This window comes from Aeromicrobium sp. IC_218 (genome assembly GCF_004336805.1).
In the GTDB taxonomy this organism is placed as follows: domain Bacteria; phylum Actinomycetota; class Actinomycetes; order Propionibacteriales; family Nocardioidaceae; genus Aeromicrobium.
The window spans coordinates 1-23,696 of the sequence record NZ_SJXM01000012.1; the positions used below are offsets into that span (position 1 = coordinate 1).

Here is a 23,696-nt window from a genome sequence, read left to right on the forward strand (position 1 = left end):
CCGCGGCCCCCTCCGCGCCGGAGGAGGAGCACACGACCCGCCGCAACGCGGCCGAGTCGTCCATCCGCGTGGACGTCGACCTGCTCGACACCCTCATGCGCCAGGTCGGCGAGCTCGTGCTCAGCCGCAACCAGATCGTGCGCCAGGCCGCCGAGACCGACGACCTCGACCTCGCCCGGGCCGCGCAGCGCCTGAACCTCATCGTCACCGAGGTGCAGGAAGGCGTCATGAAGACGCGCATGCAGCCCATCGACCACATCTGGGCCAAGATGCCGCGCGTCGTCCGCGACCTCGGCAGCTCGCTGGGCAAGAAGGTCAACCTCGAGATGATCGGTCGCGAGACCGAGCTCGACCGCAGCCTGCTCGAGTCGGTCAAGGACCCGCTGACGCACCTGGTGCGCAACGGTGTCGATCACGGCCTGGAGAGCACCGAGGACCGCGTCGCCGCCGGCAAGCCGGCCCAGGGCACGCTGACCCTGCGGGCGTACCACGAGGGCGGCCAGGTCGTCGTCGAGGTCACCGACGACGGTGCCGGCATCGACCCGGAGAAGATCGCCGCCAAGGCGGTCCAGAAGGGCCTGCGCACCGCCGAGCAGATCTCGCTCATGAGCCAGGCCGACGTCCTGCAGCTCATCTTCTCGCCCGGCTTCTCGACGGCCGCCCAGGTCACCAACGTCTCCGGACGTGGCGTGGGCATGGACGTCGTGCGCACCAACATCGAGGCCATCGGCGGCACGATCGAGGTCGAGTCCGTCGTCGGCCGCGGCACCACGTGCCGCCTGCGCATCCCGCTGACGCTGGCCATCGTGCCCGCGCTCACCGTGGAGTGCGCCGGCGACCGCTACGCCATCCCGCAGGTCAGCCTGCTGGAGCTCGTCGCGCTGGACGCCGACCGCGCCGCCACCGCCATGGAGGAGGTCAACGGCGCGCCGGTGTACCGCCTGCGCGGCTCGCTGCTCCCGCTCGTCCGCCTCGCCGAGGTGCTCGGCGTCGAGTCCGAGCGCAGCGACGGCCACGTGCTCATCGCCGTGCTGCAGGCCGAGAACAAGCGCTTCGGCCTGGTCATCGACCGCGTCCTCAACACCGAGGAGATCGTGGTCAAGCCGCTCGACGCGCGGCTCAAGGCGATCGGCACCTACTCGGGCGCCACGATCCTGGGTGACGGCCGCGTGGCCCTCATCCTGGACGTGCAGGCGCTGGCCCGCCGGGCCATGGCCGCCGAGGCGCTCGAGCGCACCGCGGCCGACGAGGTCGCCGGCGAGGCGGTCAAGGGCGTCGGCGAGCAGCTGCGCATGCTGGTCGCGGGCATCGGCAGCGGCCGTCGCGTCGCGATCCCGCTGTCGTCGGTCACCCGGCTGGAGAACATCCCGTCGGACAAGGTCGAGCTGGTCGGCAGCCGCGAGATGGTGCAGTACCGCGGGCAGATCCTGCCCCTGGTGCGCCTGGACCGTCACCTCGGCGCCATGTCGGAGCGCCACACCGACGACCTCGTCGTGGTGGTGTACTCCGCCGGCGACCGCAGCGTCGCGATCGTCGTGGACGAGATCATCGACATCGTCGACGAGACGTCCGACGTCCACAGCGACATCGACGACCCGGGCCTGCTCGGCTCCACGCTGATCCGCGACCGCATCGTCGAGGTGCTCGACGTCCGCTCGGCGATCCTCGCCGCGGACCCGCGCTTCTACACCGATCCCGCGCCGGTCCTGGACGCGGACGGCACCATCACCACCAGCTTCCAGGAGGCGCTGTGAGCACCCGTCTGGTCACCTTCACCCTCCACGGGCACCTGTACGGCGTCGACGTCGACGCGGTCCAGGAGGTGCTGCGGACGCAGCCGCGCACGCGCATCCCGCTGGCGCCCAAGACGTTGGGTGGACTCATCAACTTGCGCGGCCAGGTGCTGAGCGCGGTCGACATGCGAGAGCAGCTGGAGCTGCCCGCGCGGTCGGACGAGCAGGAGCCCATGGTCGTCGTCATCCGTGTCGCGGGCGAGCCCGTGGCCATGCTGGTGGACTCGATCGGATCCGTCGTCGACGTCGAGGACGATCAGTTCGAGCTTCCGCCGGACACGTTGTCGGGGGCGTCACGAGAGCTTCTTCTCGGGGCGTACAAGCTGCACGACCAGCTCTTGCTCGCGCTCGACGTCGAGCGCGCGGTCGCTGCCTAGTCGCTCGAAGGAGCCAACCCCATGAAACGCATCACCTGGACCGTCGGCCGGCGGCTCACCGCCCTGGCCCTGGTCGGAGTCCTCACCGTCGGCGTCGTCGTCAGCGTCGTCGTCAACAGCATGATGAAGCTGGACGACTCGAGCGAGAACCTGCAGACGCTCAACACCGTCGTCGACAAGATGCACCTGCTCGACACCCGGGCCAGCGAGCTGAAGTCCACCGCGTACCGCGCGCTCAGCTCGCCGGACCCGACGTCGCTGCAGGGCGACATCGACGAGGACGTCAACACGATGAGCACGCTGCTCGACGAGATGGACGGCGTCAGCCTGGACGTCAGCGCCGAGGAGAAGGAGGCGTTCCGCGTCGCCTTCGTCGAGTACGGCGGCACGCTGAGCGACGTCATCGCGCAGGCGGCGAGCAACCCGCGCGCCGCGCGCGGCCTGGCCGACGACATCCAGGCGGCCAACGACGTGGTCGACGACGTCATCTCCGGCGCGCTGGAGGCGATGTCCGCCGCGACCGCGGCCGAGGCGAAGCTCCAGGACGAGGACCGCAGCGCGACCATCACCCAGACGATCGTCATCGGCCTGGTCGGCATCGCGGCGCTCGGCGCGCTCGCCGTCGTCATCTCGCGCTCGATCGTGCGTCCGCTGGGCGGCGTGGTGGCGGTGCTCAAGGGCTTCGCCGACGGCGACCTGTCGCGTCGCGTCGACGAGACGGCCCAGGCCGAGCTCGGCGCGCTGCAGCGCAACCTGAACGCCTCCATGGAGGCCACCGACCGCATCGTCGGCAACGTCGCCGAGTCGGCGGACGCCGTGGCGGCCGCCGCCGAGGAGATGTCGGCCTTCGCCCAGCAGCTCGCGTCCGGCGCCGTCGAGACGTCGAGCCAGGCCGGCCTGGTGTCCGGTGCCGCCGAGGAGGTCTCGCGCAACGTGCAGACCGTCGCGGCCGGCGCCGAGCAGATGGGTGCCTCGATCCGCGAGATCTCGCACTCGGCCAACGAGGCGGCCCGGGTCGCGTCGGACGCCGTCGGCACCGTCGAGTCGACCAACCAGCAGGTCTCGAAGCTGGGCGAGTCCAGCCAGGAGATCGGCAACGTCGTCAAGGTGATCACGTCGATCGCCGAGCAGACCAACCTGCTCGCGCTCAACGCCACGATCGAGGCGGCGCGCGCCGGCGAGGCCGGCAAGGGCTTCGCCGTCGTGGCGAACGAGGTCAAGGAGCTCGCGCAGGAGACCGCCCGGGCCACCGAGGACATCGCCCGTCGCGTGGACGCCATCCAGGGCGACACCGCCGGTGCGGTCAACGCGATGGAGGAGATCTCCACCATCATCGCGTCGATCAACGACTACCAGCTCACGATCGCCTCGGCCGTGGAGGAGCAGACCGCCACGACCAACGAGATGAGCCGCAACGTCGCCGAGGCCTCGAGCAGCTCGAGCCAGATCGCCAGCAACATCACCGGCGTCGCCGACGCGGCCGACACGACCCGCGAGGCCGTCGTCCAGGCCGAGTCGTCGGTGCAGGAGCTGGCCCGCATGGCGGCCGACCTGCGCACGCAGATCAGCCACTTCTCGCGCGCCTGAGTCGCACGAAGGGGCCGGCCGGGACTCCCGGCCGGCCCCTTCGTCGTCCGGCCCGGGCGACCGGCCGTGGCCGGATCGTGACAGATTGCCGCCCGAAACCACTTGGACGTCCGAGCATCCCGCCGATGAGGGACGCGTCGACCTGCACGAAGCACCCGAGGGGTTACGGATGACCGATCACGACACCGACACCACCGCCGCGGCCGAGCGCCGCGGGCTGGTCCAGCGCCTGCGCGACTTCAGCGTCCGCACCAAGACCTTGACCGCCGTCGGGCTGGCGTCCTTCGTGGCGCTCGTCGTCGGCGTCAACGGCATCAACGCGCTCAGCGACGCCACCGACGAGGCGGACGCGCTGTACCGCAGCAACACCATGGGCATCGAGCACGCCGCCGAGATGCGGACCGCGATCGACGGCATGCGCATGGCGGCGCGCGACGCGCTCATCAAGACCTCCCGCGCCGACAAGCAGGGCGCGCTGGACAGGCTGGACGAGAAGTACGCGGCGTTCGAGGAGGCGAGCCAGGCGTACGCCGACTCGGGTCTCGACGCGACCACGCGGGCCCTGGTGGAGGAGCTCGAGCAGGCGGCCACGCAGTACGACCAGGTGCAGACCACCGACATGGCCACCCTCGCCCTGCGCGGGGACTTCCGTCGCTGGGACGACCTGAACGCGACCCAGGTGAGCGGCTACACGAAGGTGCTGGAGGAGAACATCCAGGCGATCACCGACCACGAGCTCGCGGCCGCGGCCGACGCGGTCGAGGCGATCAACGACGACTACACCTCGACCCGCAACCTCAGCATCGCGCTGCTGGTCGGCGGCATCCTGCTGGCCACCGCGCTCGGCTGGTGGATCGCCGCGACGCTGGCCAAGAACGTCGCCCGCGTCAAGCACGTCATCGACGGCATCGCCGAGGGCGACCTGACCCGCACCGCGGAGGTCGAGAACCGCGACGAGATGGGCGACATGGCCGAGGGCCTCAACGCGGCGTCCGAGAAGATGCGCGGACTCATGCGCACCGTCGTCGACTCCGCCGACGCGGTGGCGGCCGCCTCGGAGCAGCTGTCGGCCTCGTCGGCCCAGATCGCGGCCGGGGCCGAGGAGACCAGCGTCCAGGCGAACGTCGTCAGCAGCGCCGCCGAGGAGGTCTCGCGCAACGTGCAGACCGTCGCGGCCGGCGCCGAGCAGATGGGTGCGTCGATCCGCGAGATCTCGCACTCGGCGAACGAGGCGGCCCGGGTCGCGTCGGAGGCCGTCGGCACGGTCGAGGCCACGAACCACCAGGTCTCGAAGCTGGGCGAGTCCAGCCAGGAGATCGGCAACGTCGTCAAGGTCATCACGTCGATCGCCGAGCAGACCAACCTGCTCGCGCTCAACGCCACGATCGAGGCAGCGCGTGCGGGCGAGGCCGGCAAGGGCTTCGCGGTGGTCGCCAACGAGGTCAAGGAGCTCGCGCAGGAGACCGCCCGCGCGACCGAGGACATCGCCCGCCGGGTCGAGGCCATCCAGGCCGACACCGGCGGCGCCGTCACCGCCATCGGCGAGATCGAGTCGATCATCACCTCGATCAACGACTACCAGGTCACGATCGCCTCGGCGGTCGAGGAGCAGACCGCGACCACGAACGAGATGAGCCGCAACGTCGCGGACGCCTCGACGAGCTCCAGCGAGATCGCCACCAACATCACCGGCGTCTCGCAGGCCGCGGTGTCGACGACCGAGGCGATGAACCAGTCGCGCCAGGCCGTCGACGAGCTCTCGCGCATGGCCGCCGACCTGCGCGGGGTCGTCGCCCAGTTCAAGGCGTAGTCCGCGCAAGCCGTGCAGAGGTCGGCCCGTCCGGTTATGGTCCGGACGGGCCGATCTTTTCTTCACGAGCGGGCGGAGGACGCGATGACGTACTCCCTCGTCGGCGCGCCCGCCGTCGGCTTCGACCTCTCCCGGTTGGCCGGCGGGCCCCGGGTCGCCGCCGTGCTCCGCACCGCGCTGGCCACCGACGCGTCCGCGGTCACCGCCCTCGCCGCCCGCCATCCCGGCCCGGTCCGGGCCGCCTGGTGGGACGCCTGCACCGCGCGCCCGGCCGAGCCGCTCGGCTCCGTCCTGCCCGACGTGGCCCCGCGGCTCGGCGACGCGGCCGGGTCCGGCGTCCTGCTCCACCGGCTCGAGTCCGGGCTGCTCGGCGACCTCGGCGCGCTCGACCGGCTCGTCCGCCACGACCTGCTCGACTGGTCGTGGATCCACGCCGGCCCCGTCTCGGCCCAGGACCCGCTCGCGGCCGAGGCCGCCGACGTCCTCGTCGACGCGGCCGCCGCGGCGTACGCCGGTGACGAGGTCGAGGCCGACACCCGCCGGGCGATGACCCTGCCGTTCCTCGGTGCCAAGGTGCCGCTGCGCGACGACGCGGTGCCGGTCGGGGTCGAGGACGTCGACGTCCGGCTCGACCGGCTCGCGCACGCCGACGAGGAGGTGCGCGCGGCCTGGCGGTCCGTCGTCGACGCGCGCCGGCGCAGCACCGCGCGTTGGGCGCCGGCCATGCACCAGGCCACCTGGGCCCTCGCCGTCGCCGACCGGCTGCGGCCCGCCTTCGACGCGCAGATGGCCGCCGTGGACGCGTTCGCGCGGGCCGGCTTCACCGCCCACGACGCGGCGTACGGGGTCTGGAACGCGCTGAGCGGGGTGGTGCAGGCGGCCATGGTGGGCGACCTGCTGCCCGCCGCCGACGCCGACGTGCTGCTCGCGCCGTGGCGCGCCGTGCACGGCGACTGACGTCACGTCCGGATCGGTCCATCCGGCCTCCTGATCGGCTCAGGTGCCCGGTCGCACGGCCGATGGGGGTGGGGCCCGCCGCCCGGCGGCCCAGGACCGAAGGAACACCGTGACCCCCATCCGCGTGCTCGTCGTCGACGACTCCGTCGTCATCCGGCGACTGGTCACCGGGCTGCTGTCCGACGACCCCGACATCGAGGTCGTCGGGACCGCCATCAACGGCCGCGCCGCGCTGCAGAAGCTCGAGGCCCTGCAGCCCGACCTGGTGACGATGGACATCGAGATGCCCGAGATGAACGGCATCGACGCCGTGCGCGCCATCCGCGCCGGTGGCAGCCGCGTCCCGATCATCATGTTCAGCACCCTCACCGAGCGGGGCGCGACGGCGACGTTCGACGCGCTGTCCGCCGGCGCCTCGGACTACGTCCCCAAGCCGGCCAACGTCGGCAGCGTCGGACGCTCCATGGACCAGGTCCGCGACGCGCTCATCCCGCGGATCAAGTCGCTCGTCCCGCGCGCCGGGCTCAAGCCCGTGCGCCCCACGGCCGGCGGCCCGGCCATCACGCCCGCCGCCGTCCCCGCTCCGGCGTCGGCGGCGATCCCGCCGACCCGCGAGCGGGTCCAGCCCGCCGGTGGCTACAAGATGCTGGTGATCGGCAGCTCCACCGGAGGCCCGGAGGCGCTGCACACCTTCCTCACCGCGCTGCCGCCGCTGCCCGTGCCGGTCGCGATCGTCCAGCACATGCCGCCGCTGTTCACCCGCCAGTTCGCCGCGCGCCTGGACCGCCAGTGCCGCTTCCCGGTCCGGGAGGCCGAGGTCGGCATGACGCTCGACCCGGGCACCGTGACCATCGCGCCGGGCGACTTCCACCTCGTCGTGCAGCGGCACGGCACCAGCGGCTTCGCCGCCGGCCTGAACCAGGACCCGCCGGAGAACTACTGCCGGCCCGCGGTCGACGTGCTGTTCCGCTCGGCGGCCAAGGCCGTGCCCGGCCCCGTGCTCGGCCTCGTGCTGACCGGCATGGGCTCGGACGGTGCGGTCGGTGCCCGCCACCTGGTGGACGCCGGCGGCAGCGTGATCGCCCAGGACCAGGCCAGCTCGGTCGTGTGGGGCATGCCCGGCGCCGTCGCCGCGGCCGGCCTCGCCGAGCAGCTGCTGCCGCTGGGCCAGGTCGCGGGAGAGGTTCAGCGCCGGCTCAGCCAGAGCCGCGCGCTCGTGGACGACAGAGGAGGACGAGCATGAGCATCGGTGCCGACGCGTTCGGCTTCGTGCGTGACCACGTGCGGGCCGAGAGCGCGATCGTGCTGGAGACGGGGAAGGAGTACCTCGTCGAGTCGCGTCTGCTGCCGCTCGCGCGCCAGACCGGCCACGACTCGGTCGACACGTTCGTGGCCGAGCTGAGGCGCACGCGCAACCCTGCGCTGATGCGCCAGGTGGTCGAGGCGCTCACGACCAACGAGACGTCGTTCTTCCGCGACTCCGACCCCTTCGTGGCCCTGCGCCAGGACGTCCTGCCGACGCTGGCCAAGGAGCGTCCGGGTCGCAGCCTGCGGGTCTGGGCGGCGGCGTGCTCGTCCGGCCAGGAGCCGTACAGCATCGCGATGACGACGCGGGACACCCCCGAGGTGGCCGGCTGGAAGATCGACATCGTCGCGACCGACCTGTCCGAGGAGGTCCTGGCCAAGGCGCGCAAGGGCGAGTACTCCCAGCTCGAGGTCAACCGCGGGCTGCCGGTCACGACGCTGGTGAAGCACTTCCAGCGCTCGGGCATCAACTGGCGCATCAACCCCGACCTGGCCGCCATGGTCCAGTTCCGCCAGCTCAACCTCATGCGCCCGTTCGGGCCGGTCGGCCGCTTCGACGTGGTCTTCCTGCGCAACGTGCTCATCTACTTCGACCTCGCCACGAAGCGCGACATCCTGCGGCGCGTCCGCCAGGTGATGGCGCCCGACGGCTATCTCTTCCTCGGCGCCGCCGAGATGACCATGGGCGTCGACGACGCCTGGGAGCGCGTCCCTGCGGGGCGCTCGTCCGTGTACCGAATCAGAGAGGACCAGCGCTCATGCGTGCGTTGATTGTTGACGACTCACGGGCCATGCGCCGCATCGTGGGACGGATCCTGACCGAGCGTGGCTTCGAGACCGCCGAGGCCGCCGACGGCCAGGAGGCCATCGCCGTGCTCGAGTCGATGGACGACCTGCCGGCCGTGGCCTGCATCGACTGGAACATGCCGGTGATGGACGGGCTCGAGCTCGTCACCGCCATCCGGGCCCGTCCGGAGTGGCGTGACATCACGCTCATGATGGTGACCACCGAGAGTGAGCAGGACCGCATCGTCCGCGCGCTCGCGGCCGGCGCCCACGAGTACCTGATCAAGCCGTTCACCCCGGACGCCCTGGTCGAGAAGCTCGACCTGCTCGGGCTCGTCCCCACCCCCGGAGGCGTCGCATGACCATCACGACCGGACCCGACACCGACCTGGTCCAGGCCGCTCTCGAGCAGGTCTGGGAGTCGATGCTCTACGCGGTGGCCGAGCCGGTGCCCAGCACCGCGGGCGCGCTCGCGAACGGCCTCGAGGCCACCATCACCGTCTCGGGCGCCTGGAACGGCGAGCTGCGCCTGTTCTGCGACGCCGGTGCGGCCTCGCAGATGGCGGCGACGATGCTCGGCGCCCCGGCGGACGAGGAGATGCCCGAGCTCGACGTCCACGACGCGGTCGGCGAGATCCTCAACGTCGTCGGCGGCAGCGTCAAGGGCGCGCTGGAGGGCGAGAGCCGGCTCGGCCTGCCCCAGGTGCGTCCGGCCACGTCGCTGCCCGACCCGGCCGACTGCGTCGCCGTGTCGTGGCGCGGTGCGCCCGTCTACGTCCAGATCGTCTCCCTGCCGGCCTGACCCGCCGGTCTCTCGCACAACCGTAAGGAAGCTCCACCCATGAAGATCCTCGTTGCCGACGACAGCCGCGTGATGCGCCAGATCGTCGTGCGCACGCTGCGTCAGGCCGGCTTCGGCCACCACGACGTCGTGGAGGCCGAGGACGGCGCGGACGCGCTGGCCAAGGTCGCCGCCGAGAACCCGGACCTGATCCTGTCGGACTGGAACATGCCGAACATGACCGGCATCGAGCTGCTCCGCGCGCTCAAGGCGCAGGGCGACACGCGTCCGTTCGGCTTCGTCACCTCGGAGGGCTCGGACGACATGCGGTCCACCGCCGAGCAGGCCGGCGCGCTGTTCCTCATCGCCAAGCCGTTCACCCCCGACTCGTTCCAGGACGCCCTCAGCGGCGTGCTCGGCTGAGAGGCATCCCCATGCTCCCCACCCGCAAGGCGATCAAGGACATCTTCGACGGCCTGCTCGGCCGCGAGGTGTCGATGACCGACGGCGACCGCGTCGTCCTGGACGGCGAGCGCGGGCTGCTGCCCGTCGTGGCGTCCTACGTCGACGACCACAACCGGCTCTCGTCCGTGGCCACGATGGACTTCAAGCTGGCCGCGTACTCCGGTGCCGCGCTCGGCCTGGTGCCGCTCGGCGGCGCCGAGGCGTCCATCGAGGACAAGGAGCTGTTCCCGAACCTGTTCGAGAACACCTGCGAGCTGCTCAACGTCCTCGCCTCGCCGATCGGCGACGCGAGCCCCGTGCACCAGCGCCTGTTCGAGACCTTCGAGCCCGGTCGCGGCCTGCCCGCGGACGTGGCCCAGTGGGCCGCGACGCTCGGCGTGCGCGAGGACGTCAAGATCGACATCCCCGGCTACGGCGCCGGCAACCTGTCGATCATCACGACGCTCGCCTGAGCTACTCCCCGCCGGCGAAACCGTGCTGGCGCCACGCCTCGTAGACCGCGATCGAGGCACAGTTCGCCAGGTTCATCGACCGGCGTGAGGCCAGCATCGGCAGCCTCAGCCGCTCGGTGACCCTGGCGTCGTGCTGCACGGCGTCGGGCAGCCCGGTGGGCTCGGCGCCGAACATCAGCACGTCGCCGGGCTCGTACGCGACGTCGGTGTAGCGGGTCGTCGCCTGCGTCGTGAAGGCGAACACCCGGGCCGGCAGCAGCGCGGCGTAGGCCGCCTCGAGCGTCGGGTGCACGGTCACCGACGCGAGGTCGTGGTAGTCGAGCCCGGCCCGGCGCAGCTTGGCGTCGTCGAGGTCGAAGCCCAGCGGCTCGACCAGGTGCAGGTGGCTGCCGGTCGCGGCCGAGAGCCGGATCGCGTTGCCGGTGTTGCCCGCGATGCGGGGCTCGTGGAAGAGGACGTGGAACATGAGGCCTCGATCCTAGGGCCGGTGCCCGCGCCCCTACGCTGGCGCCATGACCGACGCCCCGCCGCAGCCCACCGCCCTGGTCGCCGCTCCGCACGCGCTGGCCGCCCGCGCCGCCCGTGACGTCATGGCCGACGGCGGCGACGCGGTCGAGGCGACGGTGGCCGCCGCGGCGACGCTCGCGGTGGTCTACCCGCACATGAACGGCCTGGGCGGCGACGGGTTCTGGCTGGTCAAGCCGGCCGGAGGAGCGCCGGTCGCGATCCACGCCGCGGGCACCGCGGGGTCGGGCGCGACGGTCGAGGCCTACCGCGCCCAGCACCTCACCGAGGTGCCGCGGCGCGGCCCGCTGGCCGCCGCCACGACCGCCGGCACGGTCGCCGGCTGGCACGCGGCGCTGCGCTGGTCGCGACAGCACCTGGGGTCGCGGCTCCCGGTCGCCCGTCTGCTGCAGGACGCCGAGCAGCACGCCCGCCAGGGCTTCGCCACGAGCCGTGGCCAGTACGCGGCCACCGCCCAGCTCGCCGAGGCGCTGCGCCCCGTGCCCGGCTTCGCGGACGTCTTCCTGCCCGGCGGCTCCGCGCCAGCCGAGGGCGACACTTTCGTGCAGCCGCGGCTCGCCGACGTCCTGGCCCGGCTGGCCGACGTCGGGCTGTCGGACTTCTGGGCCGGCGACGTCGCCGCGTCCGTCGCGTCCGACCTGGCGGCGGCTGGCAGCCCGGTGACGGCCGACGACCTCGCGGGCGTCCGTGCCTCGCTGCACGAGCCGCTGCGCCTGGAGCACTCGCGTGGCGTCGTGTGGAACCTCGCGCCGCCGACGCAGGGCCTGGCCTCGCTCGTCCTGCTCGGCCTGCTCGACCGGGTGCTGCCCGACGAGCCCGACCCGTCCGGCCTTCCGCTCGTCCACCTCTCGGTCGAGGCGGCGAAGGCGGCGACGGCCCTCGCCCGTCCGCTGGTCGGCGACGAGCGGCGCTCCACCGCCGAGGTCGCGCGGCACCTGCGTCCCGAGGTCCTGGACGCCATGGTCCGCCGGCTCGACGTCCGCCGGGCGTCCAGCTCGCGCGTCGCGCTCGAGGGCGGCGACACGGTCTGGACCGGCGTCGTCGACCGGCACGGCACCACGGTCAGCTTCATCCAGAGCACGTTCAGCGCGTTCGGCAGCGGCGTCGTGCTGCCCGGCAGCGGCATCGTCTGGCACAACCGGGCGACGGCGTTCTCGCTCGATCCGGCGGCGCCCGACGCGCTCGTCCCGGGCCGCCGGCCGCGCCACACGCTCAACCCGGGCCTGGCGCAGCTGGACGACGGGCGCACCATCGCCTTCGGCGCCATGGGTGGCGACCATCAGCCGCAGCACCAGGCTGCCGTGCTCACGCGCCTCCTCGAGTGCGGCCTGGACCCGGCCGCCGCGGTCGCCGCACCCCGCTGGACGTGGGGACGCGACCGCGGGGGCGCGTCCGACCTGGTGCGGGTGGAGTCCGGCATCTCGCCCGACGTGGTCGCCGAGCTGGTCCGCCGGGGTCACGACGTCGACGTCGTCCCGGCCCTGGACGAGTCGATGGGGCACGCCGGGCTCGTCGTCCGGGACGCCGACGGGCGCGTCGACGGCGCCCACGACCCGCGTGCCGACGGGGGCGTCGAGCGGCTCTGATGCCGCGCTTGGTCCGCAGATGCGTGCTAGCGTCCCGTTCCATGACGCAGATTCGGATTGCCGACGCGGCGCGCTTCCTCGGGGTCAGCGACGACACCGTGCGCCGCTGGGTCGACCAGGGCGTCCTGGAGGCGACCCGGGACGAGGCGGGACGCAAGGTCGTCGACGGTCACGCCCTGGCGGTGCTCGCCCGCGAGCGGGCCGAGCAGGTGCCCGACCCGTCCGGCGTGGCCAGCTCGGCCCGCAACCGCCTCGTCGGCCTGGTCACCGGCATCCGCACCGACGCCGTCATGGCCCAGGTCGAGCTGCAGTGCGGGCCCTTCCGCATCGTCTCGCTGATGAGCAGCGAGGCCGTCGAGGACCTCGGCCTCGAGCTGGGCAGCGTGGCGGTGGCGGTCGTGAAGTCGACCAACGTCATCGTCGAGACCGCCGGGAGGTCGGCGTGAGGCGCGCGCTCGCCGGTGTCCTCGCCCTGAGCCTGCTCGCCGCGTGCTCGGGCGGCGACGGGGACGACGACCGGCGCACCGTCGACGTCCTGGCCGCCGCGTCGCTGACCGAGCCGTTCACCGAGATCGCCGAGCAGCTCGAGGCCGATGACCCGGACCTCGACGTCCGGCTGTCGTTCGCCGGGTCGGCCGACCTCGTCGCGCAGGTGGAGGCCGGCGCCCCCGCGGACGTCCTGGCCACCGCCGACGAGGCGACCATGGCGAAGGTGGACGCCGCCGCGCTCGACGGCGAGCCGCAGGTCTTCGCCACCAACCGCCTGACGATCGTCGTGCCGCCGGGCAACCCGGGCCGCGTCGCCTCGGCGGCCGACCTCGCGTCCGTCGACACGGTGCTGTGCGCGGACGCCGTGCCGTGCGGCGCGCTGGCCCAGGAGGTGCTGGCCGACCTCGACGTCACCGTCCGTCCGGTGAGCGAGGAGCAGTCGGTCAAGGACGTGCTGGGCAAGGTCGCGGCCGGCGAGGCCGACGCCGGGCTGGTCTACGTCTCGGACGCGCAGGCGGCCGGGGACGGGGTCGAGACGATCGAGCTCGAGCGCTCCGCCGAGCACCTCAACCGGTACCCGGTCGCCGTCCTGGCCGACGGCGACGCCGACCTGGCCCAGCGGTTCGTCGACGCCGTGACCGGCGCCGAAGGCCAGCAGGTCCTGCAGTCCGCGGGGCTGGGCACGCCGTGACCCGGCGCGCACCCGGGCTCCCGGCCTGGCTGCTGCTGCCGGCGGCGATCGGGGCGCTGCTGGTGGTGCTGCCGCTCGTCGCGCTCGTCGTCCGCGTGCCGTGGACGTCCCTCGGGCCGCTGCTCACGTCGCCCACGGCGGTCGACGCGCTGCTGCTGAGCCTGCGCACCGCCGCGGTCAGCACCCTGCTGTGCGTCGTGCTCGGCGTCCCGATCGCGCTGTTCCTGGCCCGGACGTCGTTCCGCGGCCAGGCGCTGCTGCGCGCGCTCGTCCTCGTGCCGCTGGTGCTGCCGCCGGTGGTGGGCGGCCTGGCCCTGCTCTACACCTTCGGCCGGCGCGGCCTGCTCGGCGAGACGCTGGACGTGCTCGGCGTGCAGGTCGCCTTCTCGACGACCGCCGTCGTCCTGGCCCAGACGTTCGTCTCGCTGCCGTTCCTGGTGCTGAGCCTGGAGGGCGCGCTCCGCACGGCCGGCGGTCGCTACGAGGCGGTGGCCGCCACGCTCGGCGCGTCTCCCACCACCGTGCTGCGCCGGGTGACGCTGCCGCTCGTGCTGCCCGGCCTCGTGTCCGGCTCCGTGCTCGCCTTCGCCCGCAGCCTCGGCGAGTTCGGCGCGACGCTCACCTTCGCCGGCAGCCTGCAGGGCGTCACCCGCACCCTGCCGCTCGAGATCTACCTGCAGCGTGAGGCCGACCCGGACGCGGCCGTCGCCCTCGCGCTGGTGCTCGTGGTGGTGGCGGTCGTCGTGGTCGCCGGCACGCGTCTGCGCCGGGAGGACTCGTGACCCTGCACCTCGACGTGCGCCTGCACGCCCGTGACCTCGACGTCGCGCTGGACGTCGCCGACGGCGAGACCGTCGCGCTGCTCGGCCCCAACGGCGCGGGCAAGTCGACCACCCTCGACCTGCTCTGCGGGCTGCTCGAGCCCGACGAGGGCCGGGTCGAGCTGGACGGGCGGCTGCTCGCCGGGGACGGCGCGTGGGTGCCGCCGCACGAGCGTCGCGTGGCCCTCCTGGCGCAGGAGCCGCTGCTGCTGCCGCACCTCAGCGCCCGGCAGAACGTCGCGTTCGGGCCGCGCAGCCAGGGCGTGGGACGGCGCGAGGCGTCCGACCGGGCCCAGCACCTGCTCGACGCCTTGGGTGTGGGCGACCTCGCCGGACGGCGTCCGGCCGCGCTCTCGGGCGGCCAGGCCCAGCGCGTCGCGGTCGCCCGGGCCCTCGCGGCCGAGCCCCGGCTGCTGCTGCTCGACGAGCCGCTCGCGGCCCTGGACGTCACCGCGGCGCCGCAGGCTCGCGGGCTCCTGCGTGAGGTGCTCACCGGACGCACGGCGGTCGTGGTGACCCACGACCCGCTCGACGCGCTCGCCCTGGCCGACCGGGTCGTCGTCCTGGAGTCCGGAAGTGTCGTCGAGGCCGGACCGACCCGCGACGTGCTGGCCCGCCCGCGCAGCGAGTTCGCCGCCCGGGTCGCCGGCCTGGACCTGCTCGCCGGCACCGTCCGCAGCGGTGCCGTGCACACCGGGGACGTCGTCGTCGAGGGCGTCGCGCCCGAGCCGGTCGCCGAGGGCGAGCGGGCGGTCGCGGTGTTCCGGCCGGCGTCCGTCGCCGTGCACCGCGAACGTCCCGGCGGAAGTCCACGCAACGCCTGGCCGGCCGTGGTCACCGAGCTGGAGCCGCGCGGCGACCTCGTGCGCGTCCGCGCCGGCGAGGTCGCGGCCGACGTCACCCTCGCGGCGGTGGCCGACCTGGCCCTCGCGCCGGGCGACGCGGTGTGGCTGGTGGTGAAGGCGAGCGAGGTGGCCATCCACCCCGCACGCGCGTGACCGCCGACCTCGAGCCGCCCTCGGGCCGTCCCGCTACGATCTTCGCCATGAGCGACCCCGACAGTCCGAACCGTCCCTCGACCCGCACGACGAGGGACGGTGACCTCTGATGGACCAGCAGACCTGGCTCAACGCCGCCCTGGTGCTCGTCTTCGTCCTGGTCGGCGGCGTCTTCGCCGCGACCGAGCTCGCCCTGGTCTCGCTGCGCGAGAGCCAGCTGAACCGCCTGGAGTCCGAGAGCGCCCGCGGCGCCAAGGTCGCCAAGGTGGCGCGCGACCCGAACCGCTTCCTGGCCGCCGTGCAGATCGGCGTGACCGTCGCGGGCTTCCTGTCCGCGGCCTACGGCGCCTCGACCCTGGCACCGGACTTCGCGCCGTTCCTGGTCGACCTCGGCGTGCCGTCCGGCGCGGCCGACCCGCTGATGCTCGTGCTGATGACGCTGATCATCGCCTACCTCTCGCTCGTCCTCGGCGAGCTGGTGCCCAAGCGCTTCGCGCTGCAGAAGTCGCAGACGATCGCCCTGGTCGTCACCCCTGCGCTCGACCGCTTCGCGCAGGTCATGCGCCCGGTCATCTGGCTGCTGTCGGTCTCCACCAACGCGGTCGTCCGGCTGCTCGGCGGCGACCCGAACGCCAAGGTCGAGGAGATCAGCGACGAGGAGGTCCGCGACATCGTCTCGGGCCACGGGGGATTCGGCGTCGAGCAGCGCGCGATCCTCGAGGACGTCCTCGAGGCGACCAACCGGTCGGTGAAGGAGGCCATGCGCCCGCGTGGCGAGGTCGCCTTCCTCAAGGCCACGATGACGCTCAACGCGGCGGCCCAGGCCGTCCGCGAGCAGCCGTACTCGCGCTACCCGGTCATGGGCGAGGGCGTCGACGACGTGCGCGGCTACCTGCACGTCCGCGACCTGTTCGACCAGCTGCACGACGCGCCCGGCGACACCCGCGTCCGCGTCGGCGACCTGGCCCGCCAGATCGTCGTCCTGCCCGGCACGAACCGGGTGCTGCCCTCGGTCAACCTCATGCGCTCGGAGGGCACGCACATCGCCGTCGTCGTCGACGAGTACGGCGGCACCGACGGCATCGTCACGCTCGAGGACCTGGTCGAGGAGCTCGTCGGCGACATCCGCGACGAGTACGACCTGCGCGCGCCCGTCGAGGTGCTGGGGGAGGGCCCGCGCACCGTCGAGGGCGGCCTGACCATCGAGGAGTTCGCGGAGCGCACCGGCGTGGAGCTCGAGGACGGCTCGTACGAGACCGTCGCCGGCTACGTCATCACCCACCTCGGCCGCATGCCCGAGGTCGGCGACCACGTCGACGTCGGCGGCTACCGGCTCACCGTCGCGGCCCTGGACAAGCGCCGCGTGACCGAGATCCAGGTCGCCCTCCTCGAGCCCGAGGACGAGCCCGCCCCCGCCGAGTAGCCCTGAGCGGTCGGTCTCGGTTTACCTGGTAGACCAGGTAAACCGAGAATGGCCAGGGAAACGTGCCTGGTTCCTGTCGGCTTTCCTGGCTCCTGATGCGCCACGGCTCGAGATCCACCACTCACCGCTCGGCGGCGACGAGCTCCTTGAGCGCCGGCCCCACTTCGTGGGCCCAGGTGCGGATGGTCGTCTCGTCGTCCGCGGCGAGCACGAACGTGCTGGTGCCGTGCAGCAGCGCCAGGTCGGCGAGCTGCTCGGCCCACAGGCGCGGCGGCCCCTCCAGGAAGCCCGACCCGTCGGCCGCGAAGCGTCCGGACACGTTGAGCAGGCGCCGGACGTCGGCCGGGTCGCGGCCGGCCTCGCGGGCCGCGCCGTCCACGCGCCGGCTCATCGGGCCGAGGTCGTCCAGGCCTCCGGAGAGGTAGCCGACGGAGGGGAGCCAGCCGTCGGCCACGCGTCCGGTGAGCGCGAGCATCCGCGGCTTGTAGGCGCCGAGCCAGATGCCGACGTCGTGCGCCGGCGCGGGGCCGCGCTTGGCGCCCTTCACGCGGTGCAGGTCGCCGCCGGCCGTCGCGCCGCCGGACGCCCCGGTGTCCCACAGCGCCCGGACGACGTCGATCGCCTGCTCGAGCGCGTCGACGGCCCGGCCGGGCGTCAGGCGCTCACCGCCCATCGCCTCGATCGCGTCCCAGAACGCCCCGGTGCCGAGCCCCAGCTCGACGCGGCCGCCGCTCAGCAGGTCGAGCGACGCGACCGAGCGGGCGAGCACGGCGGGCTGGCGCAGCGGCAGGTTCAGCACGTTGCCCGAGAGCGTCACGGTGGACGTCCGCGCGGCGACGAACGACAGCAGCGTCCAGGTGTCGAGGTAGCGCGGCTGGTACGGGTGGTCCTGGAACGTCACCAGGTCGATCCCGGCCTCCTCGGCCGCGACCGCGAGCCCGACGGGATGGCGCGGCGACGCGTTCGTCGGCGTGATGAACACGCCGAGGCGGATGTCCTGCCCGTAGTCGGCCATGCCCGATGGTGGCGCGCCGTGGGGTCAGGCGCGCGTCGGGGCCCGCTTCGTCGAGGGCGACTGGTGCTCGAAGAAGGTGTGCGCGAACGTCACGATGAACACGCCGATCGCAGCGGCGCCCGCGGTCATGAGGGCCAGGTAGCCCCACGGCTCGCGGTCGACGACGCCCGCGGTGCTGAGCGCCAGCACCACGATGCCGGCGACGGTCGCGAGCGTGAGCGCGCCGGTGGCGACGGCCCAGCGACGGCGATGGGCAGGGAGAGGGTCGGGATCAGCGTTACTTGTAGCGTCAACGATGCTTCGACCATAGCCGCGGGGCTGCGGAACTCAAGTCTCGTGCGCGGCCGCGCAGGGTGCCGGTGACAGGACTTGAACCTGCACGTCCGAGGACACAGGAACCTAAATCCTGCGTGTCTACCAGTTCCACCACACCGGCGGGTGCGGGACGAGTCTAGGCCAGCCCCGCGCGCGTCCCACCGACACGCTGAGCGTGACGTATCGGGGCTCGACGAAGCAGTACCACCCCCCGAACGTCACGCTCAGCGGGAACGGGACCACACCTCGGCGGTGAGGGCCTCGACGTCGCCCGGGTGGATGCGCTGCAGGTTGCGGCCACCGCGCTCGACCGTCTGGTGCACCGCGGCGGGCACCTCGTCGTCCGGCACCGGCGCGGGCAGCCAGTCGCACGGACGCACGTGGACGAGGTCGGCCGCGACCGCCTCGGGGGAGCCGTCGTACCGGTAGCCGCCCGTGATCCGGCCCAGGTGCAGTCCGGCGTCGGTCAGCGTCCAGGCGAACGAGCCGTCGGGCACGGCGACGAAGCGGCGCAGCCGGGCGGCGGCGCGCTCGTCCACCCGCTCGAGCGCCGCGACGGCCTCGTCGGCGCCGGCGGGGACGTCGTCCAGCACGCCGCCCATGCCGACGACGCCGGCCGCGAGACCCCGCCGGGCGCCGCGACCGTCGTCGAGGGCGTCCGTGCGCGAGCGCATCGGCGCCCGCAGCACGACGAGCTTGCTCACGGACGAGCCTGCGTCAGGAAGAGGCACGGTACGCAGGCCCGTCCGTGAGGTGCTCGATGGTTCATTCGCTGCGCTCGCTCACGGACGAGCCGCTTAGGCGCCGAGGCCCAGGTCGCGGCGCAGCTTGGCCACGTGGCCGGTCGCCTTGACGTTGTACTGCGCCAGCTCGATCACGCCCTGCTCGTCGACGACGAACGTCGAGCGGATGACGCCCTCCACGACCTTGCCGTAGAGCTTCTTCTCGCCGAAGGCGCCCCACGCGGTGAGGACCTCCTTGTCGGGATCCGACAGCAGCGTGATCGTCAGCCCGTCGCGCTCGCGGAACTTCGCCAGCTTGTCGGGCTTGTCCGGCGAGATGCCGAGCACGGTGTAGCCCTCGGCCTGGAGCCGGTCGATCGAGTCGCTGAAGTCGCACGCCTGCTTGGTGCAGCCGGGGGTCATCGCGGCGGGGTAGAAGTACACGATCACCTTCTGTCCGCGCAGCGACGAGAGCGTGACGCTCGTGCCGTCGTCGGCGGGGAGGGTGAAGTCGGGGGCCTGGTCTCCAGCCTGCAGTCGGGCGCTCATGACCACTATCCTGGCCTACGAGCGCGGGGGACCCCGCGCGTGGCGACGAAAGAGGATGCTGTGGCGAAGTCCCGCAACGACGCGCTGGTCGACGAGATCGAGCAGACCCGCGAGCACCTGGCCCGCACGATCGACGAGCTCGTCGACCGGGCCAGCCCCAAGAACATCGCCTCGCGCCAGGTCGACCGGGTCAAGGCGCGCTTCGTCGCGCCCGACGGCTCGCCGCGCTTCGAGACGATCGTCCCGGTCGTCGGTGGCGTCGTGGCCGTCGTGGCCGCCGCCGTGGTGCTCCGCCGCCTGCTCACGTGAGCACGGCGGTCGTCGCCGAGGAGGTCCGCCCGTGACCGAGCACAGCGAGGGAGCCCATCCGGCTATCACGGGCGGTCCTCCTCATGCTGCCCTTCTCCCGGAGGTCCGCCCGTGACCGAGCGCAGCGAGGGAGCCCATCCGGCCATCACGGGCGGTCCTCCTCATGCTGCCCTTCTCCCGGAGGTCCGCCCGTGACCGCCGACAAGCTGCCGATCCGGATGCTGCACGACCGGCTGCTCGTGCGCCTGGACGCCGAGGCCGGCGACCGCCGCTCGACCGGCGGCATCGTCATCCCGGCCACCGCGGCCATGGGACGCCGGCTGTCGTGGGCACGGGTCGAGGCGGTCGGTGCGCAGGTGCGCTCGGTCGAGGTCGGCGACCGCGTCCTGTTCGACCCCGACGACCGTGCCGAGGTCGAGGTCCGGGGCGACTCGTACATCCTGCTGCGCGAGCGCGACCTGCACGCGGTCGCCGCCGAGCGGCTCGAGGAGGGCCAGACGGGCCTGTACCTGTGAGCGAGTGGACGAGCACGAGGGCGGTGGGACGACGATGAGCGAGCGAGGCGGCTTCGCGGCCTTCTCCCGGCGCCTGCCGGACGTGCGCCCGAGCCTGTCCCTGCGCGACCGGCTCATGCTGGTGCGCCGGCGGTGGCGCTTCCTGGTCCGGCTCGCGATCTCCACCTCGGTGGCCTACTTCGTCGCGACCGAGCTGTTCGGCCACTCGCAGGCCTTCTTCGCCCCCATCGCCGCCGTGCTGGTCATCAACTCCGGCGCCGGTCCGCGCAGCCGCACCCTCTACGAGCTGATCTTCGGCGTGGTGGTGGGCGTGGGCGTCGGCGAGCTGCTCATCCTGACGATGGGCCGCGGCGCCTGGCAGCTGGCGCTCATCGGGGTGCTCGCCGCCGCCGTCGGCCTGTTCCTCGGGCTCAAGGGTCTCGCCCTCAACCAGGCGGCGAACTCCGCCGTGCTGCTGGCCGCGGTCGTCCCGCTCTCGGGGGCCGGCAACCCCGCCGTCACCCGCGTGCTGGACGCGCTCATCGGCGGCCTGTGCGGTCTGGCCATGATGATCCTGCTGCCACGCAACACCGTCCGCGACATCGGCGTGGAGGTGCAGGACGTCCTCAAGCAGGTCTCGGGCGCGCTCGACGACGTCGCCGAGGCCCTGGCCACCGGCGAGCCCGCCGGCGCCGAGCGGGCGCTGGAGCGCACCCGCGAGCTGCAGCCGGCCGTCGAGACGCTGCGCTCGACCGCCGAGAACGTCTCCGAGATCGCGCGGATGTCGCCGATGCGCTGGACGCAGCGCGGGCACGTCAACCTGTACGTCGGCACGATCGCCCACATCGACAACGCCGTGCGCGACGCCCGCGTCCTGGCTCGTCGTTCCTCGGCGATGCTGCGCCACCACGAGGTCGCCCCGGCCGGCATGGCCGACGCCGTCCGCTCGCTCGCCCGGGCGGTCGGCATCTTCGCCGACGACCTCGCGGTGCAGGCCGACTTCGAGGCGGCGCAGCTGGCGCTCATCGAGGCGGCGCGCACCGCCGTGCACTCGCTGCCGGCCTCGCTCACGCTCAACACCGCGGCCGTCTCGGCCCAGGTCCGCTCGCTGTCGGCCGACCTGCTGCTGGCCAGCGGCATGACCCGCGAGGACCTCGACGAGCACCTCGACTTCGACGACTGACGCCGACGCGACACGCCGCGAGAACGACGCGACACGCCGCGCCGACGCCCAGATGGTGGACACGCGCTTGTGATCCGCGCTACGTTGCTCCCGCCTTCCTGCCCGAAGGCACCGACACGCCCCAGGAGGTGATCACCGATGTTCCACGTCACGAACCCGCGAGCCCTTGCGTTCGTCATCGTCACGTCCGACGCCGGTCGACCCTCCGGAGCTGTGCCCCGCCTGTAGCCAGTCACCTCTGGCTCAGCAGCCGCTTCGGACCCCGGTCCGAAGCGGTTTTTTTGTCCCCACACCCACCCTCACCCGAAAGGAGGCGCGCCATGAACACCACCCTCATCCCTTCCCCGACCCGTACGACCCTCATGCCCGCAGACGTCCCGACGACCACGAGCCCCGACTCGTCAGCACCGTCGGCCGCGACCACCCGAGAGGGGGTGAACACCGTGGCTCTCATCGAGATCCGCCGCCAGCGGACCGCTGCTCGCAGCCGCCGGCGCGCCTGGGACGAGCTGCCCGAGGCGGACCGCCAGGTCCTGATGCGCGAGGCCCGGCTGCGCATGCAGCGGGAGCGTGAGCTGCGCGCCGCACGCGACGCGCACGAGATGACCCTGTACGGGATGCGAGGCCAGCGTTGAGCCGCCCCGCCCCCGCCACCGCAGGACGGACGCCCCGAGGAGATGCTCCTCGGGGCGTCTGGTCGTTTCGGGCCATGCGGTCGTAGCCTGGAAGGACCACGAACGGTCGCACGGGCTTCGTCCGGAGGCCCGGTCTCGTTGGGTGGCCGTTCACCCGACCTGGATGGGCTGCGGCCATGAACCTTCGTACTCGCTCGCGGCGCGTCACCGTCGCCGCTGCGGCCGGCGCCCTCGTCGTCGGCTCCTCCGCGCTGGCCTACGCGGCCACCGACCTGTCCGACCACGGTGGCGCGCAGCGCAACCACGGCGACAGGACCAAGACGATCGCCCGCGCCCTCGACGGCGGCAAGGCCGAGAACGTCATCCTGCTCATCGGCGACGGCATGGGCGACTCCGAGATCACCTCGGCCCGCAACTACGAGTACGGTGCCGCCGGACGTCTGCCCGGCATCGACGCCCTGCCGCTGACCGGCCAGTACACGACCTACTCGCTGGGCAAGGACGGCAAGCCCGACTACGTCCCCGACTCGGCCGCCACCGGCACCGCCTGGGCCACCGGCACGAAGTCCTACGACGGCGCCATCTCGGTCGACGTCGACGGCAAGCCGCAGGCGACGCTGCTCGAGCTGGCCAAGAAGAAGGGCCTGCGCACCGGCAACGTCAGCACCGCCGAGATCCAGGACGCGACGCCGGCCGTCCAGGTCGCACAGGTCACGAGCCGCCGCTGCTACGGCCCGGTCGCCACGACGGCGCAGTGCCCGACGAACGCGCTCGAGAACGGTGGCGAGGGCTCGATCAGCGAGCAGCTGCTCGACACGCGTCCCGACGTCACCCTCGGCGGAGGTGCCGCGACGTTCTCGGAGGTCGCCGCGGCCGGACGCTGGAAGGGCAAGACGCTGCAGCAGCAGGCGGTCGAGCGCGGCTACCGGCTCGTCGACGACGCCGACTCGCTCGCGAAGGTCCGCACCGCCGACCAGCGCCAGCCGCTCCTCGGCCTGTTCGCGTCGGGCAACCTGGCCCAGCGCTGGGTCGGTCCGAAGGCCACCGCCGACGGCGGCAGCCAGCCGGCGCAGCGCTGCACCGAGAACCCCGAGCGCACCGACGCCCAGCCGACGCTGGCCGACCTGACCGACAAGGCGATCGACCTGCTCGACGAGGACGGCCGCAAGGGCAAGGGCAAGGGCCACGGCAAGGACGCGGGCTTCTTCCTCCAGGTCGAGGGCGCGAGCATCGACAAGGCCGACCACGCGGCCAACGCCTGCGGGCAGATCGGCGAGCTGATCGACCTCGACGAGGCCGTGCAGGTCGCGCTGGACTACGCGAAGAAGGACGGCAACACCACGGTGATCGTCACCGCCGACCACGCGCACACCAGCCAGATCGTCGAGGCCGGCTCCACCACGCCGGGCTACACGGTGAACCTGCTCACCAACGAGGACCGTCCGATGACGATCAACTACGCGACGGCCGAGGTCGAGGGCTCGCAGCAGCACACCGGCTCGCAGCTGCGCATCGCCGGCTACGGGCCGCAGGCCGCGAACGTGGTCGGGCTGACCGACCAGACCGACCTGTTCTTCACCGTCTCGCGGGCGCTGGGGCTCTCGAAGTCCGGACGCCACTGACCGTCC

27 protein-coding genes and 1 tRNA gene are annotated in these 23,696 nt (G+C 72.9%); 22 read left to right on the plus strand and 6 right to left on the minus strand.

Going from position 1 to position 23,696, the window contains the following annotated elements; all coding sequences use genetic code 11:
• From E0W78_RS12795 to E0W78_RS12845, 11 genes are all read left to right on the plus strand, one after another.
• Positions 1-1,754: chemotaxis protein CheA (locus E0W78_RS12795; RefSeq protein WP_131404349.1), on the plus strand; the 1,754-nt coding region annotated here is incomplete at its 5' end.
• Entirely contained in the window at positions 1,751-2,170 is a 420-nt protein-coding gene (locus E0W78_RS12800) for a chemotaxis protein CheW (protein ID WP_019145947.1), read from the plus strand. The genes E0W78_RS12795 and E0W78_RS12800, both read left to right, overlap by 4 nt.
• A gap of 21 nt (positions 2,171-2,191) precedes the next feature.
• A complete protein-coding gene (locus tag E0W78_RS12805; RefSeq protein WP_131404350.1) occupies positions 2,192-3,757 on the plus strand; it encodes a methyl-accepting chemotaxis protein in 1,566 nt (521 codons plus the stop codon).
• Positions 3,758-3,926: 169 nt separating this feature from the next.
• The gene (locus E0W78_RS12810; RefSeq protein ID WP_131404351.1) at positions 3,927-5,567 is read left to right on the plus strand and encodes a methyl-accepting chemotaxis protein; all 1,641 of its coding nucleotides are present in this window, start codon (positions 3,927-3,929) and stop codon (positions 5,565-5,567) included.
• Positions 5,568-5,651: 84 nt separating this feature from the next.
• Positions 5,652-6,524, plus strand: a complete 873-nt coding sequence (locus E0W78_RS12815; protein ID WP_131404352.1) for a hypothetical protein — start codon at positions 5,652-5,654, stop codon at positions 6,522-6,524.
• A gap of 109 nt (positions 6,525-6,633) precedes the next feature.
• Complete coding sequence (locus E0W78_RS12820) at positions 6,634-7,767, plus strand: chemotaxis response regulator protein-glutamate methylesterase (protein WP_131404353.1); 1,134 nt, start codon at positions 6,634-6,636, stop codon at positions 7,765-7,767.
• On the plus strand, positions 7,764-8,600 hold the full coding sequence (locus E0W78_RS12825; protein WP_131404354.1) for a protein-glutamate O-methyltransferase CheR: 837 nt from the start codon (positions 7,764-7,766) through the stop codon (positions 8,598-8,600). The genes E0W78_RS12820 and E0W78_RS12825 overlap by 4 nt, the downstream gene beginning before the upstream one ends.
• Positions 8,601-8,620: 20 nt before the next feature.
• Entirely contained in the window at positions 8,621-8,977 is a 357-nt protein-coding gene (locus tag E0W78_RS12830; protein WP_242686347.1) for a response regulator, read from the plus strand.
• Complete coding sequence (locus E0W78_RS12835) at positions 8,974-9,417, plus strand: chemotaxis protein CheX (RefSeq protein ID WP_131404356.1); 444 nt, start codon at positions 8,974-8,976, stop codon at positions 9,415-9,417. The genes E0W78_RS12830 and E0W78_RS12835 overlap by 4 nt, the downstream gene beginning before the upstream one ends.
• A gap of 39 nt (positions 9,418-9,456) precedes the next feature.
• On the plus strand, positions 9,457-9,819 hold the full coding sequence (locus tag E0W78_RS12840; RefSeq protein ID WP_131404357.1) for a response regulator: 363 nt from the start codon (positions 9,457-9,459) through the stop codon (positions 9,817-9,819).
• An 11-nt stretch (positions 9,820-9,830) separates the two neighbouring features.
• Positions 9,831-10,313 carry a hypothetical protein gene (locus tag E0W78_RS12845; RefSeq protein WP_131404358.1) on the plus strand — a complete coding sequence of 161 codons (483 nt, stop codon included), beginning with the start codon at positions 9,831-9,833 and terminating at the stop codon, positions 10,311-10,313.
• Between the two features lies 1 nt (position 10,314).
• Here E0W78_RS12845 and E0W78_RS12850 read toward each other — a convergent pair whose 3' ends face one another.
• On the minus strand, positions 10,315-10,779 hold the full coding sequence (locus tag E0W78_RS12850) for a tRNA (cytidine(34)-2'-O)-methyltransferase (RefSeq protein WP_131404359.1): 465 nt from the start codon (positions 10,777-10,779) through the stop codon (positions 10,315-10,317).
• Between the two features lie 46 nt (positions 10,780-10,825).
• Here E0W78_RS12850 and E0W78_RS12855 point away from each other — a divergent pair, with 46 nt between their 5' ends.
• The 6 genes from E0W78_RS12855 (at position 10,826) to E0W78_RS12875 (ending at position 16,846) form a co-directional block, all read left to right on the plus strand.
• Positions 10,826-12,424 carry a gamma-glutamyltransferase gene (locus E0W78_RS12855; protein WP_131404360.1) on the plus strand — a complete coding sequence of 533 codons (1,599 nt, stop codon included), beginning with the start codon at positions 10,826-10,828 and terminating at the stop codon, positions 12,422-12,424.
• A gap of 41 nt (positions 12,425-12,465) precedes the next feature.
• On the plus strand, positions 12,466-12,870 hold the full coding sequence (locus E0W78_RS16765; RefSeq protein ID WP_207392757.1) for a TOBE domain-containing protein: 405 nt from the start codon (positions 12,466-12,468) through the stop codon (positions 12,868-12,870).
• Positions 12,867-13,604 (plus strand): molybdate ABC transporter substrate-binding protein, encoded by a 738-nt coding sequence (gene modA, locus E0W78_RS16770; protein WP_207392758.1) that lies wholly within the window; start codon positions 12,867-12,869, stop codon positions 13,602-13,604. Before E0W78_RS16765 ends, modA begins: the two co-directional genes overlap by 4 nt.
• The gene (locus tag E0W78_RS12865) at positions 13,601-14,386 is read left to right on the plus strand and encodes an ABC transporter permease (protein WP_131404362.1); all 786 of its coding nucleotides are present in this window, start codon (positions 13,601-13,603) and stop codon (positions 14,384-14,386) included. Before modA ends, E0W78_RS12865 begins: the two co-directional genes overlap by 4 nt.
• Entirely contained in the window at positions 14,383-15,423 is a 1,041-nt protein-coding gene (locus E0W78_RS12870) for an ABC transporter ATP-binding protein (RefSeq protein ID WP_131404363.1), read from the plus strand. The genes E0W78_RS12865 and E0W78_RS12870 overlap by 4 nt, the downstream gene beginning before the upstream one ends.
• Before the next feature lie 109 nt (positions 15,424-15,532).
• Complete coding sequence (locus E0W78_RS12875; protein ID WP_131404364.1) at positions 15,533-16,846, plus strand: hemolysin family protein; 1,314 nt, start codon at positions 15,533-15,535, stop codon at positions 16,844-16,846.
• A 121-nt stretch (positions 16,847-16,967) separates the two neighbouring features.
• On the opposite strand, the gene E0W78_RS12880 is transcribed toward E0W78_RS12875, so the two are convergent.
• The 5 genes from E0W78_RS12880 to bcp form a co-directional block, all read right to left on the minus strand.
• Positions 16,968-17,861: an LLM class flavin-dependent oxidoreductase gene (locus E0W78_RS12880; RefSeq protein WP_131404365.1), complete on the minus strand. Its 894-nt coding sequence runs from the start codon at positions 17,859-17,861 to the stop codon at positions 16,968-16,970.
• Positions 17,862-17,885: 24 nt separating this feature from the next.
• Positions 17,886-18,053 (minus strand): hypothetical protein, encoded by a 168-nt coding sequence (locus E0W78_RS16620; RefSeq protein ID WP_165570508.1) that lies wholly within the window; start codon positions 18,051-18,053, stop codon positions 17,886-17,888.
• A 162-nt stretch (positions 18,054-18,215) separates the two neighbouring features.
• Positions 18,216-18,297, minus strand: a tRNA-Leu gene (locus E0W78_RS12885).
• A gap of 103 nt (positions 18,298-18,400) precedes the next feature.
• Positions 18,401-18,880, minus strand: a complete 480-nt coding sequence (locus tag E0W78_RS12890) for a GAF domain-containing protein (protein ID WP_131404366.1) — start codon at positions 18,878-18,880, stop codon at positions 18,401-18,403.
• Positions 18,881-18,973: 93 nt separating this feature from the next.
• Positions 18,974-19,447 carry a thioredoxin-dependent thiol peroxidase gene (gene bcp, locus E0W78_RS12895; RefSeq protein ID WP_131404367.1) on the minus strand — a complete coding sequence of 158 codons (474 nt, stop codon included), beginning with the start codon at positions 19,445-19,447 and terminating at the stop codon, positions 18,974-18,976.
• A 60-nt stretch (positions 19,448-19,507) separates the two neighbouring features.
• On the opposite strand from bcp, the gene E0W78_RS12900 reads away from it, so the two are divergent.
• The 5 genes from E0W78_RS12900 to phoA all read left to right on the plus strand — a co-directional run bounded on the left by E0W78_RS12900 (position 19,508) and on the right by phoA (position 23,690).
• Positions 19,508-19,756: a DUF3618 domain-containing protein gene (locus E0W78_RS12900; RefSeq protein ID WP_131404368.1), complete on the plus strand. Its 249-nt coding sequence runs from the start codon at positions 19,508-19,510 to the stop codon at positions 19,754-19,756.
• Positions 19,757-19,974: 218 nt separating this feature from the next.
• Entirely contained in the window at positions 19,975-20,271 is a 297-nt protein-coding gene (locus E0W78_RS12905; protein ID WP_131404434.1) for a co-chaperone GroES, read from the plus strand.
• A 34-nt stretch (positions 20,272-20,305) separates the two neighbouring features.
• A complete protein-coding gene (locus E0W78_RS12910; protein WP_131404369.1) occupies positions 20,306-21,433 on the plus strand; it encodes an FUSC family protein in 1,128 nt (375 codons plus the stop codon).
• A 443-nt stretch (positions 21,434-21,876) separates the two neighbouring features.
• Complete coding sequence (locus tag E0W78_RS12915; RefSeq protein ID WP_131404370.1) at positions 21,877-22,068, plus strand: hypothetical protein; 192 nt, start codon at positions 21,877-21,879, stop codon at positions 22,066-22,068.
• Between the two features lie 176 nt (positions 22,069-22,244).
• Positions 22,245-23,690 (plus strand): alkaline phosphatase, encoded by a 1,446-nt coding sequence (gene phoA, locus E0W78_RS12920; RefSeq protein ID WP_131404371.1) that lies wholly within the window; start codon positions 22,245-22,247, stop codon positions 23,688-23,690.
• Positions 23,691-23,696 lie beyond the last annotated feature (6 nt).

Bases quoted from the DNA above. Each gene is read 5' to 3' on its own strand.
- E0W78_RS12805 (WP_131404350.1), top strand. From the start codon at position 2,192: ATGAAACGCATCACCTGGACCGTCGGCCGGCGGCTCACCGCCCTGGCC.
- E0W78_RS12810 (WP_131404351.1), top strand. From the start codon at position 3,927: ATGACCGATCACGACACCGACACCACCGCCGCGGCCGAGCGCCGCGGG.
- E0W78_RS12815 (WP_131404352.1), top strand. From the start codon at position 5,652: ATGACGTACTCCCTCGTCGGCGCGCCCGCCGTCGGCTTCGACCTCTCC.
- E0W78_RS12825 (WP_131404354.1), top strand. From the start codon at position 7,764: ATGAGCATCGGTGCCGACGCGTTCGGCTTCGTGCGTGACCACGTGCGG.
- E0W78_RS12830 (WP_242686347.1), top strand. From the start codon at position 8,621: ATGCGCCGCATCGTGGGACGGATCCTGACCGAGCGTGGCTTCGAGACC.
- E0W78_RS12835 (WP_131404356.1), top strand. From the start codon at position 8,974: ATGACCATCACGACCGGACCCGACACCGACCTGGTCCAGGCCGCTCTC.
- E0W78_RS12840 (WP_131404357.1), top strand. From the start codon at position 9,457: ATGAAGATCCTCGTTGCCGACGACAGCCGCGTGATGCGCCAGATCGTC.
- E0W78_RS12845 (WP_131404358.1), top strand. From the start codon at position 9,831: ATGCTCCCCACCCGCAAGGCGATCAAGGACATCTTCGACGGCCTGCTC.
- E0W78_RS12850 (WP_131404359.1), bottom strand. From the start codon at position 10,779: ATGTTCCACGTCCTCTTCCACGAGCCCCGCATCGCGGGCAACACCGGC.
- E0W78_RS12855 (WP_131404360.1), top strand. From the start codon at position 10,826: ATGACCGACGCCCCGCCGCAGCCCACCGCCCTGGTCGCCGCTCCGCAC.
- E0W78_RS16765 (WP_207392757.1), top strand. From the start codon at position 12,466: ATGACGCAGATTCGGATTGCCGACGCGGCGCGCTTCCTCGGGGTCAGC.
- E0W78_RS12875 (WP_131404364.1), top strand. From the start codon at position 15,533: ATGGACCAGCAGACCTGGCTCAACGCCGCCCTGGTGCTCGTCTTCGTC.
- E0W78_RS12880 (WP_131404365.1), bottom strand. From the start codon at position 17,861: ATGGCCGACTACGGGCAGGACATCCGCCTCGGCGTGTTCATCACGCCG.
- bcp (WP_131404367.1), bottom strand. From the start codon at position 19,447: ATGAGCGCCCGACTGCAGGCTGGAGACCAGGCCCCCGACTTCACCCTC.
- E0W78_RS12905 (WP_131404434.1), top strand. From the start codon at position 19,975: ATGCTGCACGACCGGCTGCTCGTGCGCCTGGACGCCGAGGCCGGCGAC.
- E0W78_RS12910 (WP_131404369.1), top strand. From the start codon at position 20,306: ATGAGCGAGCGAGGCGGCTTCGCGGCCTTCTCCCGGCGCCTGCCGGAC.
- phoA (WP_131404371.1), top strand. From the start codon at position 22,245: ATGAACCTTCGTACTCGCTCGCGGCGCGTCACCGTCGCCGCTGCGGCC.